The 18,936-nt window shown below is 54.5% G+C and carries 15 protein-coding genes; 12 read left to right on the forward strand and 3 right to left on the reverse strand.

Features of this window, described 5'->3' with window-relative positions; translation table 11 throughout:
* Positions 1–101 precede the first annotated feature (101 nt).
* The 5 genes from xrtA to prsR all read left to right on the forward strand — a co-directional run bounded on the left by xrtA (position 102) and on the right by prsR (position 6,590).
* Positions 102–959, forward strand: a complete 858-nt coding sequence (gene xrtA / locus QMN23_RS10080; RefSeq protein ID WP_281999186.1) for an exosortase A — start codon at positions 102–104, stop codon at positions 957–959.
* Positions 956–1,588, forward strand: coding sequence for an exosortase C-terminal domain/associated protein EpsI (locus QMN23_RS10085; protein WP_281999187.1), 633 nt, complete (start codon positions 956–958; stop codon positions 1,586–1,588). The genes xrtA and QMN23_RS10085 overlap by 4 nt, the downstream gene beginning before the upstream one ends.
* Before the next feature lie 200 nt (positions 1,589–1,788).
* The gene (locus QMN23_RS10090) at positions 1,789–3,075 is read left to right on the forward strand and encodes a nucleotide sugar dehydrogenase (protein ID WP_281999188.1); all 1,287 of its coding nucleotides are present in this window, start codon (positions 1,789–1,791) and stop codon (positions 3,073–3,075) included.
* Complete coding sequence (gene prsK, locus QMN23_RS10095; protein ID WP_281999189.1) at positions 3,072–5,150, forward strand: XrtA/PEP-CTERM system histidine kinase PrsK; 2,079 nt, start codon at positions 3,072–3,074, stop codon at positions 5,148–5,150. The genes QMN23_RS10090 and prsK overlap by 4 nt, the downstream gene beginning before the upstream one ends.
* Before the next feature lie 72 nt (positions 5,151–5,222).
* Complete coding sequence (gene prsR / locus QMN23_RS10100; protein ID WP_281999190.1) at positions 5,223–6,590, forward strand: PEP-CTERM-box response regulator transcription factor; 1,368 nt, start codon at positions 5,223–5,225, stop codon at positions 6,588–6,590.
* Here prsR and QMN23_RS10105 read toward each other — a convergent pair.
* The 3 genes from QMN23_RS10105 to QMN23_RS10115 form a co-directional block, all read right to left on the reverse strand.
* Positions 6,580–8,892, reverse strand: coding sequence for a GAF domain-containing protein (locus tag QMN23_RS10105; protein WP_281999191.1), 2,313 nt, complete (start codon positions 8,890–8,892; stop codon positions 6,580–6,582). The genes prsR and QMN23_RS10105 overlap by 11 nt on opposite strands.
* Before the next feature lie 201 nt (positions 8,893–9,093).
* Entirely contained in the window at positions 9,094–9,621 is a 528-nt protein-coding gene (locus QMN23_RS10110) for a tetratricopeptide repeat protein (protein WP_281999192.1), read from the reverse strand.
* Complete coding sequence (locus QMN23_RS10115; protein WP_281999193.1) at positions 9,618–10,934, reverse strand: HAMP domain-containing protein; 1,317 nt, start codon at positions 10,932–10,934, stop codon at positions 9,618–9,620. The genes QMN23_RS10110 and QMN23_RS10115 overlap by 4 nt, the downstream gene beginning before the upstream one ends.
* A 163-nt stretch (positions 10,935–11,097) precedes the next feature.
* On the opposite strand from QMN23_RS10115, the gene nadC reads away from it, so the two are divergent.
* The 7 genes from nadC (at position 11,098) to QMN23_RS10150 (ending at position 18,888) form a co-directional block, all read left to right on the forward strand.
* Positions 11,098–11,928: a carboxylating nicotinate-nucleotide diphosphorylase gene (nadC, locus tag QMN23_RS10120; RefSeq protein ID WP_281999194.1), complete on the forward strand. Its 831-nt coding sequence runs from the start codon at positions 11,098–11,100 to the stop codon at positions 11,926–11,928.
* Entirely contained in the window at positions 11,925–12,956 is a 1,032-nt protein-coding gene (locus QMN23_RS10125; protein ID WP_281999195.1) for a biotin--[acetyl-CoA-carboxylase] ligase, read from the forward strand. Before nadC ends, QMN23_RS10125 begins: the two co-directional genes overlap by 4 nt.
* Positions 12,947–13,717: a type III pantothenate kinase gene (locus tag QMN23_RS10130; protein ID WP_281999196.1), complete on the forward strand. Its 771-nt coding sequence runs from the start codon at positions 12,947–12,949 to the stop codon at positions 13,715–13,717. The genes QMN23_RS10125 and QMN23_RS10130 overlap by 10 nt, the downstream gene beginning before the upstream one ends.
* A gap of 62 nt (positions 13,718–13,779) precedes the next feature.
* Positions 13,780–15,873: an elongation factor G gene (gene fusA, locus QMN23_RS10135; protein WP_281999197.1), complete on the forward strand. Its 2,094-nt coding sequence runs from the start codon at positions 13,780–13,782 to the stop codon at positions 15,871–15,873.
* A gap of 28 nt (positions 15,874–15,901) precedes the next feature.
* Complete coding sequence (locus QMN23_RS10140; protein WP_281999198.1) at positions 15,902–17,026, forward strand: SPOR domain-containing protein; 1,125 nt, start codon at positions 15,902–15,904, stop codon at positions 17,024–17,026.
* Between the two features lie 185 nt (positions 17,027–17,211).
* Positions 17,212–17,976, forward strand: coding sequence for a hypothetical protein (locus QMN23_RS10145; RefSeq protein WP_281999199.1), 765 nt, complete (start codon positions 17,212–17,214; stop codon positions 17,974–17,976).
* A 9-nt stretch (positions 17,977–17,985) separates the two neighbouring features.
* Entirely contained in the window at positions 17,986–18,888 is a 903-nt protein-coding gene (locus tag QMN23_RS10150; protein WP_281999200.1) for a GTP-binding protein, read from the forward strand.
* Positions 18,889–18,936: the final 48 nt, after the last annotated feature.

The following is an 18,936-nucleotide window of genomic DNA, read 5'->3' on the forward strand; positions in this document are numbered from 1 at the left end:
TTGAAATGGGGGAAGCTGTCCTGTATGATGAAGCATTAACGCCTGATTATGCGTTGTATTCTTGTTGGTAAATTGTCAACATGCTGTTGCATGGAGTGTCGATGACCCTGGCTGAGTCGCTCAAGCACTACCGGTATCAGTTTATCCTGCTCCTTGGTGGGATTGCTCTGCTTTACGGCACCATTGTTCCCCCAATGGTCAGCGACTGGTACCACGATGAAAATTACTCTCATGGGTTTATCGTGCCGTTGGTCGCGGGGTATTTCGTCTATACCCGCTGGCGACTGTTGGGAAAGACCGCGATAAGGCCGGCGGGCCTCGGGCTGGCGATTGTTGTCCTGGCCTTGATGCAGCTGGTTCTTGCCTGGCTGGGCACCGAGTATTTCCTGATGAGATCTTCTCTTATCGTGCTTCTTGCCGGCGTTATACTGTTTCTGTTCGGTAAAGAAGTCTTTCGTCTCCTCCGTTTGCCGCTAGCCTATCTCGTCTTCATGGTCCCGCTGCCGTATATCCTGTACGATGCGGTGGCATTCCCACTGAAGCTCTTCGTTACCAAGGTATCGGTCCGTGCTCTCCAGTTGATGGGGGTTGCGGTGCTGCGCGAAGGGAATATCATCATGTTCCCTTCGACGACCCTTGAAGTTGCAGATGCCTGCAGCGGCATCCGTTCACTTGTGTCGCTCCTGGCCCTGGCCGTTGCCTATTCCTGTTTTGTTACCGAATCTACGGCGAGGCGATGGGGTATTATTGTTGCAGCGGTACCGATCGCAATCGTCACGAATGCGCTGCGGGTCATCGTTACCGGTATTCTCGCTCAGTATTGGGGAGCCAAGGCCGCTCAGGGCTTCTTTCACGAGTTTGCCGGTTTAGCCGTTTTCGCGATGGCCATGGTTATGCTCTTCGCTGTCGGTGCATTATTGAAAACAAAAAACCATCACAACGGGGAGGGCAAGGGATGATCGGGAACCGGCGATTTGCCATCCTCTTGATCCTCTTGGTTGGGACAAGCATCTACCTGACGACTCATGCTGATCTGACTGTCCCGCCCAATAAACCGTTCGCTTCATTCCCGGCCGCGTTCAGTGGCTGGCAGATGGACGCCCAGACTGTTTTCAGCAGTGAAGTGCTGGATGTCCTCAGACCGACGGATTACTTGTATCGACAGTATGTCGATGCCGCCGGACACCGGGTTACCCTCTATGTCGGTTATCACAGCGGTGGTAAAGAGAGTGGCGTTATCCATTCCCCGAAGCACTGTCTGCCGGGAAGCGGCTGGTTTGAGGCTTCTTCGCAAAAAATATCGGTTACGGTCCCTTCAAAAACGATTCACGCTGTCGAAGCTGTGTATCAGAAGGGGGAGGATCGGGAGCTGTTTGTCTATTGGTTCCAGGCGGGCCATAAAACGCTCTCCGATGAATATTCCCTGAAGGCTGCCGAGATTTGGGGTTCGCTCTTCCATCGCCGCCGGGATGCTGCATTTATTCGGATTTCAGTTCCCTCGGCGGGGGACAGTTCGGTGGATATGGCTGTCGCCCGGCATTTTATTTACGCAGTCTATCCGGCACTTCTAGAATACCTGCCGCAATAACGGATAAACAATAATAGCCGGCGTTTCGGGCGGTGGGAAAGTGGTGGATGTCGTTTCCCAATAGGCAGCGCCACAGGAAGAGCCCAGAATATCGTCTGCTGCAATCGGCGTTACGGTAAGCAAGTCGCTTGTTGCTCATTAGTCGGATATTGTGTAAAATTATCCGACACTCAATCGAATCGTCTCTGGAGGAGAACAACGTGGATCAACAACGGATAATCTCGGTGGTCGGCCTCGGATATGTGGGCCTTCCCGTAGCGGTTGCCTTTGGCCGGCGGAGAAAGACCATCGGTTTCGACATCAACCCGACTCGGATTGCCGAATTGCGTCGGGGGTACGACCGGACGGGGGAAGTTGCGGCGGAGGAATTGCGGGACGCGGATATTCTTTTCACGGATCGGATCGATGAATTGCGCCAGGCAGACTTCCATATCGTGGCAGTACCGACTCCGGTAACCGATGCCAATCAGCCTGATCTGGCGTTGGTTCTGCGAGCGTCAGCGACGGTGGGACAAGCGCTTAAGAAGGGCGATATCGTTGTTTATGAATCGACCGTCTATCCGGGGGTAACTGAAGAGGAGTGCGTGCCGGTGCTGGAAAAGGCCTCCGGCTTGACCTGTGGCCGGGATTTTACCGTTGGCTACAGCCCGGAGCGAATCAACCCTGGCGACCGGGAGCATACTTTTACGAAAATTACCAAAGTGGTGTCGGGGCAAGATGCTGCAACCCTGGAGATCGTTGCCGGCGTCTATGAATCGGTGGTGGTTGCCGGCGTTCACCGGGCAACCACTATCAAGGTTGCCGAGGCGGCCAAGGTTATCGAAAATACCCAGCGCGACCTGAACATTGCTCTGATGAACGAACTGGCGCTCATCTTTGACCGAATGGGGATCGATACCAACGAGGTGCTTGAAGCCGCCGGGACAAAGTGGAATTTCCTCAAATTCAAGCCCGGTTTGGTCGGTGGACATTGCATCGGCGTTGATCCGTATTATCTGACCCACAAAGCGGAAAAGCTTGGCTATATCCCCCAGGTTATTCTTGCTGGCCGCCGGATCAACGATGGTATGGGTAAGTTCATCGCTCAACGGGCGGTGAAGGAGATGATCCATGCTGGACATAGCATCCTCGGCAGCACGGTGACGGTCCTCGGCCTTACTTTCAAAGAGGATTGCCCTGACTTGCGGAACTCGAAAGTGATCGACATCATCCGCGAACTGCAAGATTACGGGATCGATGTTCAGGTTTGTGACCCCATGGCGGATGCTGCTGAGGCGCTGCACGAATATGGGGTACACCTGGTGCCTTTTGCCGAGCTGCGTCCGGCGGTTGCAATCGTGGCCGCGGTAGCGCATCGCCAGGTGCGGGAGCTTGACGTCGCCAGTTTCAGACGACTGATGGGTGAAAACCCGGTACTGATTGACGTGAAAGGTATCCTGCCTCCGGAGATTGCTCGCAACGGCGGTCTCCGCCACTGGAGACTGTGACCGGTCAGCCTATGACGATGATGCAGATCATCCTCTCCTCGGTCGCTGTCATCCTGGCGGCGGCCGTTGTTTTGCTCTCGCTGTGGCGGGGGAGGGGAGAACTGTCGTCCTGGTTTTTGCTGTTGGCGCTGGTTGTGACGACCTCGCTGGAAGTGTTCGATCTCCTTACCGTTACGGCACCTCCCCGTGCTTTTTTCTGGAAGCGATATGCTCTGGCTGCCGAGTCTTTCTTGCCGGTGGGGTGGTTACTGGTCTCCCTTACCCGATCCCGCGAGTTCGGTCCCCGGCTCATTTCTCCGCTGCAATGGCTCCTATTGCTTGCGACGGCAATTTTCCCGGTCGTTCCCTTCTTTTTCCCGACCAGTGCCTTCTTTTATTCTCCCGACTTTACCGTTGAGCGGGTGCTTTTTCTCTCCAACGTCGGCTACTATTTTTATCTCGGGTTGATGGTCGTGATCGTTATCGCATTGATCAACCTTGAGTCGACGTATGCAAATGCAGCACTGGCTTCACGATGGAAAATCAAATTTGATTTTATCGGCATCGGCAGTTTTCTGGCGATGCTGATCTTCTATTACAGCCAGGGACTTCTCTACCGAACGATCAACATGAATCTGGCCCCGGCGCGGTCGCTCGTGCTGATCCTGGCGCTGGCGATGATGCTTTATTCGGCCATTGCCCGGGAAGACAAGGTGAAAATTGCCGTCTCTCGGAGCATTGCGTATAAATCGGTGGTCCTCCTGGCGGTTGGCCTCTACCTTATCGTCCTTGGCGTTCTTGGCGAAGGGTTGCGCTATCTTGGCAATGCTCCGCAGCGTGCCATGGCGATCGGGGGAGCATTCATCGCCGGGGTGTGTCTCCTGCTGGTGTTGCTCTCCGAGACGGTTAAACGAAAACTCAAAGTCTTCATTCACAAGAATTTTTACCAGAGCAAATACGATTACCGGACACAGTGGCTGCAGTTCACCGATCGTCTCGCCAAGGCGCGAGGTGAGGATATGCTGATGTTGGCAATCCTTTCCGGATACTGCGAGATTTTTGCCATGGGCAATGGCGGGTTGTTCGTGAGTAACGATGACGGAGAATCTTTTGCCTGGCGGGCCGGACATGAAATGTCCCGGAGCGAGGTCTGTTTCAGGAATGCCGATCCCGTGATGAAGCCTATGTATGAGCGCTCATGGGTGGTTAATCTTCGGGACGATGACATCTGCCTTACTGAGGAACAGCGGCATTTTGTCGAGGGCTACGCGGTGACGTTCCTGGTGCCGCTGTTTGGTTCCGGCAAACTTGAAGCGATCCTGGCCATGGGAAACCCGGTCAATCAGAATGAGCAATATCACTATGAAGATTACGACTTGATGAAAACCTTGGCATGCCAAGCGTCATCGGCACTCAGAAATATCCGTCTTGCCGAAGACTTGGCCCAATCGCGCGAGCTGGAGGTTATGGGGCGGCTCTCGACTTTTATCCTGCACGATTTGAAGAACCTGGTCTATACCCTGTCTCTTACCGTTGACAATGCCCACAGCCACATCACCGATCCCGAATTCCAGGAAGATATGCTTGGGACACTGGCCAATACGGTTAACCGGATGAAAATTCTTATCTCTAAATTGCGTCAGTTGCCGGAGAAACAGCTGCTCACCTGCGAACCGGTCAAGCTGTTGCAACTCGCGGCTGAGGCGGCCGGGATGGTTGCCGATAATGGTGCGATTGCCGTATCAGGGACCGATATCGAGGCTAGCGCCGACCGTGACGAGTTGCTCAAGGTGCTCGTGAATCTGTTGGTCAATGCCTTGGAGGCTACCAATGGCAAGGGGCCCGTTACGGTCGAGGTGGGCCAGGAAGAGGCCCCATTTATCAAGGTCAGAGATCAGGGCTGCGGCATCTCGGAAGAGTTTCTGCGGGGGCAGCTCTTTTTACCGTTCAAGTCGACAAAATCCAAAGGACTTGGTGTTGGTCTCTATCAGTGCAAGCAGATTGTTGAAGCACACGGCGGAAGAATCGACGTGACAAGCGAAGTGGGGGTAGGGTCGGTGTTCACCGTCCTGTTGCCCGGTCCGGCACGGCCCTGAGTCCCTTGTGCCGCGACGGCAGAAGTTGTTTTCCGGTAACGTGCATCCATTCTCTAGGACAGGCGGGCTTCTATGGAAAAGCTATTGATTGTCGATGATAACGAGGACATTCGTCGCCAGCTGCGCTGGGGAATCGGCAACGATTATGCGCTGCTCCTCGCAGCTGATGGCAGGGAGGCCCTCGATATTTTTCGGAAGCAGCAGCCGGGGGTTGTTATGCTCGACCTCGGGCTGCCACCTCACGAGGATAGTTCCGAAGAGGGATTCCGTTGCCTCGAAGAAATGCTGCGCATCGCTCCTGACACCAAAATCATTGTGATTACCGGTAATGAAGGGCGAAGCAATGCCGTCAAGGCCGTGCAGCTGGGAGCCTATGATTTTTACCAGAAACCGATCGATCTGAACGAATTAAAAGTCATCATCAAGCGGGCCTTCCATCTACAGGTTCTGGAGGAGGAAAATCGACGTCTCCAGAGTGCCCTCAATGAATACGACGGAGAGTTTAAAGGGTTCATCGGCGATTGCCCCGAGATGGGAGTTGTTTTCTCGACAATTCGAAAGGTTGCCCCTTCAGATGTTTCGGTGCTGGTCACCGGTGAAAGTGGTACGGGCAAGGAATTGGTCGCACGGGCAATCCATGGCATGAGCTTGCGCAAGAATGGACCATTTGTCCCGATCAATTGTGGGGCAATTCCGGAAAACCTTTTGGAAGCGGAGTTGTTCGGCCATGAGAAGGGCGCTTTTACCGGGGCGCTTAACCGGGTACTCGGCAAGGTTGAGTACGCGCACAAAGGGACGCTATTCCTCGATGAGATCGGTGAACTCTCGTTGCCTCTGCAGGTGAAACTGCTCCGTTTCCTCCAGGAGAAGGTAATTCAGCGAGTCGGGGGGCGAGAAGATATTCCCGTTGACGTTCGTATCGTGGCCGCCAGCAACGTGGATATCAGCCAAGCTATGGAAACGGGGCAGTTTCGGGAGGATCTCTATTATCGGATCGGGGTGGTAACCGTATTGCTGCCGCCGTTGCGAAACCGTGGAGACGATCTAATGCAGCTGGCCAATTACTTTCTCAAGCGGTTTACCGGTGAATTCAAGAAAAAGATCAAGGGGTACAGCCCGACGGCTCGGGAGTATATGGAGGCCTACGGGTGGCCGGGCAACGTCAGGGAGTTGGAGAACAAGGTCCAGCGGGCCGTGTTGATGGCGACTGCGCCGCTGATTGAGCCGGACGATCTCGGCTTTACCGAAAGACCGCTGGGTAACAAGTTGACGGCGTTGGAAAACATGACATTGCGGGAAGCACGCGACCGGGTCGAGCGGGAAATGATCAAGGGGGCAATCGCCAACAACAAGGGGAATATCGCCAAGGCGGCAGAAGAGTTGGCGGTCAGCAGGCCGACATTATACGATCTTATCCGAAAACATGGGATCAACTGTTGATGGAGTAACGTATTTTTTCCTGTCCGTCGGTTGGTTGCGGGACAATCTCCGCGACGGCTTCCTCCAGCGCCTTGACGATACGCGGGTCGTAAAGCATCCCCGTACTTTTCCGGATTTCCTCGAGAGCCTGGAACTCGGTCAGTTTTTCCCGGTAAGGTCGATCTTCGATCATTGCGCAGTAGGCATCGACGACTGCCAGGATGCGAGAGATTATCGGAATATCCTCGCCATGCAATCCGTCCGGATAGCCTTGCCCATCATACCGTTCGTGGTGGTGCAGTATTCCTTGTCTGACCTCTTCCGAGTTTTCGATAATGTTGAGTAACCCTACCGTCGTGTAAGGATGGATCTTCAAGCTGTTCCGTTCCGCGGGAAGCAGCTTCTCCCGCTTTTGGAGAATGCTTTCCTCAAGCAGGACCAGTCCCAGGTCGTACATCATCGAAGCATAAAGCGCCGCTTTCTCCAATCGCTTGTCAAGGTGGAGCAGCCGGACGATTCGGAGGGTAAGTTCCGGCAGCAACGAATCTTTTTTGTGGTATTTCTTTTCGGCGTTGATCAGGCTGTCAAAGGTGGTCATAAACTGGCGGAAATCGTCTTCACGATGCTCGCCGGTATAGAGCTGCTCGATGAAGGAGGCGACCCGTTCGCTCAGCAGGGTTGCCATCTCGAAATCCTGGTTGGTAAACGGCGAAGCGGTGCGTTTGTTGTTGAGGTTCAGGACGCCGATGACTTTGTCGTTGATTTTGAGTGGCAATGAAATGAGCGACTTGTTGTTGTATTGAGAGATACTTTTTCGGCCAAAACGTGGATCGTGTTCGATATCTTCGATGAACAGCGGCTTTCCTTCCAAGGCAACCCAGCCGGCAATCCGGTCGCCCAGCCTGACCCTGGTCTGTTTGATCAGGTAATCGTCAAGCCCTTTGGCGCTTTTGATCATCAGGTCGCCGGTCAACTCGTCGCTGAGCATGATAGAGCAGATGTTCAGGTCCAGCACCTCGGCAATGAATTCCAGGAACATCTCAATAGTTGAATTGATAACCGCATCGACCTTCTGGCGGGTGCTTTTCGGGATGACCAGCGCGACGTTTAGTCCACTGCCGGTGTTTTCGGCCATCAGGTCCCAACGGTGCAGATCGACAACTTTGCGGGCCAGATAGAGCTTTAATTTTTCTTCCGGATGCTCGGCCTGGAACAAGTGGTTGGAACTGAACAGGTAGGGAAGAATTGCTTCCGGCAGCTGACGGGGAAGTTTGATAGTTACCGTGATGTTATGGTTTTCGTGCACGGAGATCGCAATATCGTCATCGCGAATCAGGAAATGGCTCAACCCCTCAATGATGTTCATAAAGAATTGAACGACGCGAATCCGGTCACCGACGATGTCGGAAGCGTTCTCGTCGACATCGACCTTGATTACGATATTCCTGCGGGCGAGCAGGGTCTTGATGCTCTTTGAGTTGAGCACTTCATCCAGCACATCCTTCAGACCGACAACCGTTTTGTTGATAATCATGGTTTCATCTTCGAATCTGAGGAAATCCAGCTGATTTTCAACTATTGTGATGAGCTTGTCCGTTTCTCCGGAAATGATATCGTAGAATTCCTGCTGCTCCTGCCGCGAAAGCTGGTTGGATTGCTGCAGATAGTAGATGGATCCCTTGACTGAATTGAGTGGCGTGCGAAGTTCATGGGAAACGCGTGTTATAAATTCGGTTTTGACAACATCGCTTTCGATCAGTTTGCGGTTGATTCCTTCCAGTTCGGCGGCCTTGAAGCGCAGCTGATTGACCAGCATCGCATTTTCGAGGGCAATGGCTGCCTGGTTGGCGATGATTTTTATGAGGGAAAATTCGTCTTCGCTGAAAGGTGTGCCATCAATTTTGTCGTTAATGTTTATGACACCCAGCAAACGGTTTTTGCTGATGACCGGGCATGAAATAAATGAGCGGGTCTTGTAACGGTTACGGGTCAGGCCGTGGAATCGAGGCTCTTTCTCGATATCTTCGACGAGAACGGGGGTGCGGTTTTGCGCGACAATGCCGGCGATGCCGTCACCCACCTTTGCCCGGTAGCTCTTGAGGAGGGCGAGATCGATACCCCGCGCGGCCAGGATGGTGAGCTCTTCCCGTTCATTGAGCAGCATCAGCGAGCCCTTTTCCGCTGTTGTATAATTGATAGCCAGATCGAGCATCAGGTTGGCGATGGCACCAATATTATCCGTCATCACCAGGGCGTCGGAGATTTCCTGGAGGATGGAAAATTTTCGCTCGAACAGCTGCAGGTTGTCGGGCAGGATAGTCATCGATCCGTTTCCCGGAAAGTGGATTTAATCTGCAAAATACATAGGCGGGCGCTAATGTAGAATAGCAATATAAATGCCATTAATAATAGCTGAGAAAAACCCGCATTTCAACAGGTTTACGTGCGACGGGCCGGGATAAGGGGGTGGAGTGTTGAAAAACTTTACAGGTTTGGCGGGGTGGCTGTCGGAATAATTGACATACTATGGTTTGTTTTTGCGTTCGATTTCCAGATCGAGAGTTTTGAGTTTCTCAATGTTCAATCGTAGCTCTTTGTTTTCGCGCGTTAGAGAGAGGTTCAGCTCCCGCAGTGACTTGAGTTGCCGGCGCAGTTCGCTTGCAGTCTGGATACGGCCGGGAATGGTCGCCACAAATTCTGCAAGTGGTGCCGCTTGTGCCGTCCACGAGCTTGCCGGATATTCCTTTTTCAACCGCTCCAGAGGACGACTCACCCGCTGCATATCCTCGGGATCGAGATCGTCAGGTAAAGAGAGGACGGCCAACCGGAAGAGAGCTTCATCGGTAATTCCCGGCGTTCCTCTGCCGGCGGTGATGCTTTGCAGGATGGCGGTTGCGTGTCTGGTGTCCCCTCTCACCATCAAATCGATTGCCCGGCCGAGTTGCTCCTTCTGGCTGGCGCGCTGTCGATATCCCTCGATCGATTTCTGGAGCGAAGCACAGCCGGAGAGGGTACAGAGCAGCAGGATAGTGCTGAGAAGGCGAAGATTCATCGATTCGTTTTGCGCCGGTTGACCAAATAGTTACTACCCGGCGTTCCTTTCAGGAGTTCTTTGATGTCTGCCGCCGTCTTGGCGATCTCCACTGCTGAAGCATATTCGTTTTGCTGTGAAATTACCACGGCGATTGAGATACTCATGATCGGGAACGTTCGGGCGACGCCATAGCGATCGACACCTTCAATAGCTCCTTTGGCAAGGTCTTCGACAGTGTAATGTTCACGGATGAAATCGTCGAAGCGGGCAATAACCGCTTCACATACCGGGGCTGCCTGTTCAGCTGCTACCACCATAACAAAGTCGTCGCCGCCAACATGGCCGACGAAGGCATCGGCACCGGCAACCTGGCGCACCGTTTCGTAAATCAGTTTGCCGGTTAACTTGATTACTTCGCTGGCTTTGATGTAGCCGTAGTGATCGTTGTATGCCTTGAAGTTGTCCAGGTCCCCGTAACAGACGGCAAACGGTTCACCGGACAACAGTCGCTTGTTGAGGATGCGTTCAATAGCGATATTGCCGGGGAGTCTGGTCAACGGGCTGGCATCGAGGCTCATCCGTTCCAGCTCTTTCAGTTTTTTCCCCATCCGGACAAAATCGTCCGCCAGCGCTCCGATCTCATCTCCTGTCGGAATCTGTGGGTTGTATTCGAAATCGCCTTCAGCGATGCGGTGCATCCCTTTCTTGAGTTTACCGATCGAACGGGAGATGTTGTGGATAAACAACCCGGCGATGGAAAGCGCCAGGAGAAAGCCCGAAAAGGAAAGAATGAGGGTGAGCCTGACCGTGGCGGTTTCCCGCCGGTCGGCATTGGCCAGTTTACGGTTGAGTTGTTTCTGGCTTGCGGCGGCAAGTTTGTCGATCTGCACGATGACTTGATCCGCTTCCCGTTGCGCCGGGATGGTTTTGGATATCCCCGCTTCGAAGGCGCGTGCAACTGCTTTACGGTAAATATCATAGCTGGTTACGACGGCCCGGAAGTTGCCGTCGTTTGAACGTCTTCCCATCTGGTCGAGAATCGCCAGAAATTCATCCTGTCGCTGATGGAACATCTGCTTGAATTCCGGACTGTCGAGGATGACATATTTCCCCGCAAAACGCTCCTGGGAAAGCATTGAATCGCGGAGCCGGTTCGTGGCATCGATGTTGAACAGGTCGGTTCTGGCGATCTCTTTCGCGGTGCTGTTCAGGGAATAAATCCCCATTACCGAAAAAATAAGGGCACTCGTGGTAAGGAACAGCATGGCGGCATAGCTTACCACCAGCTTCTGGATGAGGGTGAACCGTGTGGTTGGGCGCCTGGAATCCATTAAGAAACCTTAAAAAGTCTTGGTTGAATTCTTCCATTCTAGTCCAGCGCCACTGCCAAGTCAACAGACGAGGGGAGAGGCGCCGTTGCCCGTCCTCTTTGCGGTTGCGGGGGGTCGCAGACTGTGTTATATAAGGCACAATTTACTTGTGAGGTGTGGTGACGTGATCGGTCTGGATAGGATCATCGAGAATGCATTGGCGGAAGATATCCATACCGGTGATATTACAACGCTGGCGGTTGTCCCGGACAAGCGGACGGCTCGCGCCCGGCTGATTGCCAAGGAGTTTCTGGTCTTGGCGGGCATCGAGGTGGCAAACCGCGTATTTCAATACCTTGATCCGACGATTGTCTTTCAGGCGATTCACCACGATGGCGAGCGTTGTTCTGCCGGGACGGTGGTCGCCGAACTGGCGGGTGATTCGGCCTCCCTTCTCCAGGGCGAGCGGGTTGCCTTGAATCTTTTGCAGCGAATGTGCGGCACGGCCACCCTGACCGCCCGTTACGTTGAAGCAGTTCAAGGTACCGGTGCCAGAATTGTCGATACCCGGAAAACCACACCGGGGTTGAGGGTTCTTGAGAAATATGCCGTGCGGGTCGGGGGGGGGATCAATCACCGGACCGGGCTTTACGATGGAGTGTTGATCAAGGAGAACCATATTGCCGCTGCCGGTGGAATCGAAGAGGCGGTTAATCGGGCCCGCGCCTACATTCCCCATACCATGAAGATCGAAGTGGAAACTGAATCCCTGGCTGATGTAACCGCAGCGTTGACGGCCGGTGCCGACATCATCATGCTTGACAACATGGATTGCGAGATGATGACCCGGGCTGTCGCCCTTATTGCCGGCAAGGCGCTGGTTGAGGCGTCTGGTGGGGTAAATCTCGACTCGGTTCGTCGAATCGCGGAAACGGGCGTCGACATAATTTCGGTCGGGGCTTTGACCCACTCAGCCCGAGCCATGGACATCTCAATGCTGCTGGAGGCAGAGTGAGCAGGGCGCTTCCCGGCGCTGCCACCGGCTCTGATCGGGAGATCGATCGGCGGATTCTGGAAGTATTTCGCAGTAATGAAGGGGTTGTTTCCGGTGCGAGGTTGAGTCGGCTGCTCGCTATTTCCCGGACAGCCGTCTGGAAGCACATCAATACCCTCAAGTCTCTCGGGTATGTTATCGAAGCGGTGCCATCCCAGGGATATCGCCTCGTCTCCGTCCCCGATCTTCTTACCTCCGCCGAACTGTCCGCCGGCCTCCCGTTGCAGCGCATCGGCACCCGGATTACCTGTCTGCAGGAAGTCGATTCAACGAATCTGGTTGCATACCGGCTGGCCGAGCAGGGAGCCGTTGAAGGAACTATTGTCATCGCGGACCATCAGACGGGTGGCAAGGGGCGCCTCGGCCGACGCTGGGAGTCGCCGGCAGGGGTGAATCTCTATTGCTCCGTGATCCTCAGGCCGCAGATTCTGCCGCTTTACGCGCCGCAACTCACGTTCGTCTCATCGGTGGCGGTGGTCGACGCCATTCTGCGGACCACGAATCTCCAGCCGGTCATCAAATGGCCGAACGACGTGCTCGTCAATGGGCAGAAGGTTGCGGGGCTGCTCAACGAAATGAGCGCGGAAACCGAACGGGTCGATTTCCTGGTGCTCGGCATCGGGGTGAATATCAATATGAATCGCGAGCAATTCCCCGTCGATCTGCGTCATCCGGCGACCTCGCTCGCCATCGAGGCGGGGCGGAAGATCGATCGGCTCCAATTTGCCCGGGTACTGCTCGAATCCCTCGACGCTCTCTATGCCGCGTACCTTGCCGAAGGGTATGAGCCGTTGCGGCGTCGATGGCTTGCCCATAGCGCGGTCATGGGCCGTACCGTTCGGGTCACCAGCGGCGAGAATGTCGTGGTTGGTGTAGTCGAGGGAATCGATGAGCACGGGGGGCTGGTCTTGAGCTGTGCCGGCGGACGGCATGAACGGGTGCTGGCCGGTGATGTAGCAATCTGCAACGAGGGGGAGGCGTGCTCTTAGTAATCGACGTCGGGAACAGCAATATTGTCCTCGGAATCTACGACGGGGAACGGTTGATCAGGGATTGGCGGATATCTACCGATAAGGCGAAGACAACGGATGAATACGCGATTCTGGTCCATGAGCTTTTTCGTATTGCCGGCATAGGTTTCGCCGATATCCACGCGATAATCATCTCGTCGGTGGTCCCGACGCTGACGGGGGTCCTGGAAAAGCTTTCCGTCGGCTATTTCGGCTTCCGGCCTTACGTGATCGGCCCCGGGATCAAGACCGGGATGCCGATTCTCTACGACAATCCGAAGGAGGTAGGGGCAGATCGGATAGTCAATGCCGTGGCAGGCTATGAAAAGTACCATACCTCGCTGATTATTGTCGATTTCGGTACCGCCACTACCTTTGACTATGTGAATCGGAAGGGGGAATATTGCGGCGGGGCGATCGCTCCCGGGTTGATGATTTCCATGGAGGCTCTTTTCCAGAAGGCGAGCAAACTGCCACGGGTCGAGATTGTCTGTCCGCCGGCGGTCATCGCTAAAAATACGGTAAACTCCATGCAGGCGGGTATATTTTACGGGTATGTCGGATTGGTCGACGAAATCGTCAACCGGATGCGCAAAGAGAGCAAGGATACGCCCCGGGTTATTGCGACCGGCGGCTTGGCAAGCCTGATTACCCCTGAATCGAAAACCATCGAGGCCATAGAAGAATATCTTACATTGGAGGGACTGCGGATACTGTACCATCGCAACAAGGATCATTAAAGCTTTAAGGCAGCGGGAATCGAGGTCAAAGTTGACCGAAACCTTATTCATCGGGAGGATGTATGGGCAAGTATGATACCGCAAAGCTGAGAAACCTCGGAATTGTCGCTCACGGCGGCGCAGGCAAGACATCGCTTACTGAAGCCATCCTGTACACTGCGGGGATGACCGATCGACAGGGACGGGTCGACGACGGGACATCTACCATGGATTTCGAACCCGAGGAGATCAAGCGGAAGATTACGATCTCATCATCTCTCAATCACTGCGAATGGAACGGTTTCTCGCTGCATATCGCCGATACGCCGGGCTACGGCAACTTCATCGCCGATACCCGTGCCTGTATGAGGGCGCTTGGCGGCGCAGTGGTGATCCTGTCGGCGATTTCCGGCGTCAAGGTCCAGACGGAGGAAATCTGGGAATGGGCCAACGAATTCGAGCAGGCGCGAATTGCCTTTGTCAACAAGATGGACCGCGAACATGCCAATTTTCTTCGCGCTATCGACGATATGGAGAAATCCCTTAACGCCCGCGGAGTTGCAGTGCAATTGCCGCTCGGCGCCGCTGAAACGTTCGAAGGGGTTATCGATCTGGTCAAGATGAAGGCCTACCGGTACGACAATGAGGGCAACGGAAAATTTACCGAAGAGGCAATCCCCGCCGAGTATCAGGATGAGGCCCAGCGTCTCCGGGAGATATTGGTTGAAACGGTGGCCGAAGCATACGATGCCTTGACGGAGAAATATCTCGAGACCGGCGAACTGACGGAAGAGGAAATTCTCGACGGGCTGCGAATTGGCACCCTGCGCAAGACTTTTACCCCGGTTTTCTGCGGTTCTGCCGTATTGAACATCGGCGTCGCCCATCTTCTCGAATATATCTGTCATTGCCTTCCCTCGCCGCTAGATCGCGGCAATGCCATTGGCACCAACCCGAAGAGCGGCGAGCTCGAGGAGCGTCGTCCCGACGAAAGCGAACCATTTGCTGCCTTGGTCTTTAAAACCACTTCTGATCCCTATACCGGCAAGATCACGATATTCCGGATCTATTCAGGGGTGCTCAATGCCGATTCAACGGTCTACAATCCGGTCCGCGACTGCGAGGAGCGCATCGGCCAGATTTTCGAACTGGAAGGGAAGAAGCAGAAACCGATCAAACAGGCGGTAACCGGTGACATTGTCGCCGTCGCCAAATTGAAGGAAACGATGACCGGCGATACGCTTTGCGACAAAGATCGCCCTATCGTCTTTGAACCTGCCAAACCCCTTGAGCCGGTCATCTCCTATGCGATCCAACCGAAAACCAAGAACGATGAAGACAAGATTCATGGCGCCTTGCAAAGGCTCATGGAGGAAGACCAGACCCTGCAATGTCGCCGCGACGACAAGACCCATGAGTTGATTCTTTCCGGGATGGGTCAGGTACATCTTGAAGTTACAATCGAAAAGTTAAAGCGGAAGTTTAACGTTGACGTAGAGATGAAGACGCCTAAAGTTCCCTATCTGGAAACGTTCAAGGCGCAAATCAAGGCGCAGGGAAAATACAAGAAACAGTCCGGCGGCCGTGGGCAATACGGCGATTGCTGGGTGGAGTTTAGCCCCTTGGCGCGTGGCGAAGGATTCCACTTCGAAGACAAGATTGTCGGCGGGGTCATCCCGCGTCAATATATTCCGGCCGTGGAAAAAGGTATTTTCGAGGCGGCGCAGGATGGTTTCCTGGCCGGTTATCCGGTCGTCGACTTCAAGGCGGCGGTCTACGACGGCTCGTTCCATACCGTCGATTCGTCGGAAATGGCATTCAAGGTCGCCGGTTCGCTCGCTTTCAAGAAGGCAATGGAATCTGCCAAGGTCGTGCTGCTTGAGCCGATTATGACCATGAAGATTACCGTCCCTGAAGAAACGATGGGCGATGTCATCGGTGATCTCAACTCCCGGCGGGGCAAGGTAGTGGGGGTCGAACCGAAAGCCAATTCACAGATTATCCGTTCGGTGGTGCCGATGGCCGAGGTGTTGAGCTATGCCAACGATCTTAAGTCGATGACCAGTGACCGTGGTCTCTTTACCATGGAATTTTCCCATTATGAAGAAGTTCCGAGCCATCTGGCACAGAAGGTGATTGCCGAGGCTCCCAAGACCGAAAGCAAGAATAACCACTGATTGTGGCATTGGGGGAGGACAGGATTCAATGAACAGAGATTTTGATCAGGAGCCGGACGACAGTACGGCCAGCAAGGGAGGAAGCAACACCAGGGTGCTGCTCTTGGTGTTGTTGCTTCTTGTTGCGGTTTTCGGCTACCTCTATTACTTCACCGGGCTGATCCGGCCGCGGGCCGAAGCGCCACAGCCTCAGCCGGCGGCGACTACGCAAGTGAAGCAGCCGATTCCGCCGCGCCCGGGGGCAGAACCGGCCCCTGCCGCGACAGAAGCCGGCAAACAGGCCGAGACAACCGCCGAGAAGAAAACTGAGGGTAAGCCAGCCACTGTCAAGGCGGAGCAGGCGCCTGCCATGCCGGTTAAGAGCCAGCAGGCAAAGGCTTCGCCTGTCAAGCCGGAGGCTTTGCGACCGGCCAAACCGGAAGCTCCGAAAGCCGGATCCGGCAAGCCGGAAGCTCCGAAGACCGGAAAGATAGAAGCACCAAAGGCTGCCAAGCCGGAAAGCTCGGCGAAACAAGTGACGCCCAAACAGGCTGTCGCCGTAAAACACCAGCCCGCGGTAAAGCCTGAGGCGAAAGCGACGAAAGAGTCTCCTGCCGCCAAAGCCAAATTGGCCAAGGAGAAGACTGCCAAGGCGACCTCAGCCAAGGAGGAGGCGGTTAAAAAGCCGTCCCAGTCTCGCAAGCCTGAAGAGCACGGTGAATATACGCTAAAAATCGGCGATTATGTTGTCCCTTCGGCAATGGATAAGGTGAAGGGCAAGCTGCAAGCCGCCGGGTTGTCACCGGTTGTCAAACAGGGGCCGAAGGTTAAGGAGCCGATGATTCGCTTGTATTTCGGCGAATATGCCGATCAGGAAAGTGCACGAAAAGAGTTGGCCAAGCTTCACGATGCCACGGCAGAGGCCTTTATGTTGAATGAGGGTGGCACGTACCGCGTCTATGCCGGTTCGTATTTTCTGCATGAACGTGCCCTCAAGGAACGTGATCGCCTGGCGGGCCAGGGGGTCACGGTGACCTTGAAAAATGCCTCGGTTCCGGTACCGACTTTACTGTTGACGGCCGGTTCGTTCAGCACACGAACCGAAGCGCTGAAGGCGGTTGGCAGACTTAAAAAGCAGGGACTGGCGGCGTCAGTCATCGAAAAAGCGCCCTAGAGGATAATCGTCCTGTGCCTCGATCTGCTTGAACTGGTTGCCGATCCGGGGTGGGGGGGGGATAGACACTGAAAGTTACGTTCAAATTGTCTGCTACCGCCGCTGCGCTCTTGAAGAGGGAGACACCCTCGGAAGATAAGTTGCGAGTTATTCAGAATGACCTCCATCTCGCTCCCGAGGAACGCGTGACAGTGCTGTTTCTGCTTGCCGGCGATTCCGACCCGGTTATCCATACAAAAGCCCGGGCGGCATTTCGAAATCTGCCGGACGAAATCCTGGATGCGGTGCTGCAGTGCCATGAAGCACATCCAAAGCTGCTGAACGCCTTGGCGCGGCTTCATTTTGGCAACGTGCAACTGGCATCGCGAATAGCCGGGCATCCCCATTGCGATGACGAGACCCTTGCTTTTCTTGCAACGAAAGGGATTGTTGCCGAGCGCCATCAGCGGGGAGCGGGGAATCAGTCGGATGAACCGGCGACTGAAGGAGCCGAAGGGGAAGACGATATACCGGTCGACGAGGAGAGTGAGGAGTTTAAAAGCAAATACCAGTTGTCGCAAATCATGGGGGTTGCTGAAAAAATCAAGTTTGCCCAGACCGGTGACAAAGAATGGCGAATGATTCTGATCAAGGATGCCAATAAGCTCGTATCCGGTACGGTGGTCAAGAACCCACGTATTACCGAGGCCGAAGTATTGGCAATCCTCAAGTCTTCCATTCAGAATGACGAGATTTTGCGGATAATTTGCGCCAACAAGGAATGGGTAAAGAATTATCAGATCCGCAAAGCCCTGGTGGAAAACGTCAAGACTCCGCTCCCTATGGCACTGCGGTTTCTCATGACTCTTAACGAAAAGGATCTCGCTTCGCTGGCAAAGAGCAAGAATGTTCAGTCGGTGCTGTCAACTCAGGCGCGGAAAATCCTGCTGAACAAGAAAAAGGACCGATAGGAGGCCAAAATGGCCCTGTTCAATGGAACCAAACGTGAAATCAATGCCAAGATAGTATATTTTGGGCCCCCTGCAGCCGGGAAAGCGGCAACCATCCAGTTTGTCCACCGTAAATTGAAAGGGGAGATCCGCAGCCCTATCAAGGCGATGGGGGGGCAGAAGGACCGGATGCTCTTTTTTGATTTTATGCCGCCCGAGCTCGGCGAAGTGAATGGCTTCCGGATCCGGTTCCATCTCTATACCGTTCAGGGGGATGTTTCCAGTGCTTCAACCTGGAAGACGATACTTAAAGGGACCGACGGGATTGTTTTCGTTGCCGATGCTTCCCGAGGCGGTGGCAGCACCAATGGTGAGTATCTGCAGCGGCTTCGGGAGTATTTGTCTGCCTATGGCCAGGAGCTTGCGGCGATCCCTTATATGGTCCAGTGCAACAAGAGCGACTTGGCCGATGCCGCTTCGCCGGATGCTATCCTGCAGGAACTCGGGCTTACCGGTTGTCCGGCCGTCGCGTCGTCGGTGGTGACCGGCGAAGGGATATTGCAGGTCCTCTCATCGGTGCTTAAACAGGTTATCGGCACCCTGCGTGAGTCGCCGCCGGCTGCCGGGGAGCTGCGCTCGACCTTGACGGCCAGTGAACCTTCGGCGGGAGGGGGGGGGGCAGAGGTGGCGGCGCCGACAGTGATGGCAGATATCGTTCCTCCCATGGTGTCGCCGGAATCTGTCGAGTTAACAGTGGGCGGGCCGGTCCTCGAAGAAAACCGCGAGCCGGAACTGGAACTTTTTGGCGAGCCGGTGGTGATTGCCGACGGTTGTGTAGAGATTCCACTTAAGGTTATGTACGGTGACCGGACTAAACTGTTTCGGTTGACCGTCTCGCTGAACGAAGTTCTTCCCGGCGAAGGTCAACGTTAAGCGCGCGGCGTGATGGTAAAGAGGAGGGACGGCTGCTGCTGGTGAGTA

Source organism: Geotalea uraniireducens (genome assembly GCF_027943965.1).
GTDB lineage: Bacteria > Desulfobacterota > Desulfuromonadia > Geobacterales > Geobacteraceae > Geobacter > Geobacter uraniireducens.

Excerpts from the sequence above, each read along its gene's own strand:
- xrtA (WP_281999186.1), top strand. The coding sequence starts at position 102 with ATGACCCTGGCTGAGTCGCTCAAGCACTACCGGTATCAGTTTATCCTG.
- QMN23_RS10150 (WP_281999200.1), top strand. The coding sequence starts at position 17,986 with ATGGCCCTGTTCAATGGAACCAAACGTGAAATCAATGCCAAGATAGTA.
- QMN23_RS10140 (WP_281999198.1), top strand. The coding sequence starts at position 15,902 with ATGAACAGAGATTTTGATCAGGAGCCGGACGACAGTACGGCCAGCAAG.
- QMN23_RS10115 (WP_281999193.1), bottom strand. The coding sequence starts at position 10,934 with ATGGATTCCAGGCGCCCAACCACACGGTTCACCCTCATCCAGAAGCTG.
- fusA (WP_281999197.1), top strand. The coding sequence starts at position 13,780 with ATGGGCAAGTATGATACCGCAAAGCTGAGAAACCTCGGAATTGTCGCT.
- QMN23_RS10105 (WP_281999191.1), bottom strand. The coding sequence starts at position 8,892 with ATGACTATCCTGCCCGACAACCTGCAGCTGTTCGAGCGAAAATTTTCC.
- QMN23_RS10085 (WP_281999187.1), top strand. The coding sequence starts at position 956 with ATGATCGGGAACCGGCGATTTGCCATCCTCTTGATCCTCTTGGTTGGG.
- prsR (WP_281999190.1), top strand. The coding sequence starts at position 5,223 with ATGGAAAAGCTATTGATTGTCGATGATAACGAGGACATTCGTCGCCAG.
- QMN23_RS10110 (WP_281999192.1), bottom strand. The coding sequence starts at position 9,621 with ATGAATCTTCGCCTTCTCAGCACTATCCTGCTGCTCTGTACCCTCTCC.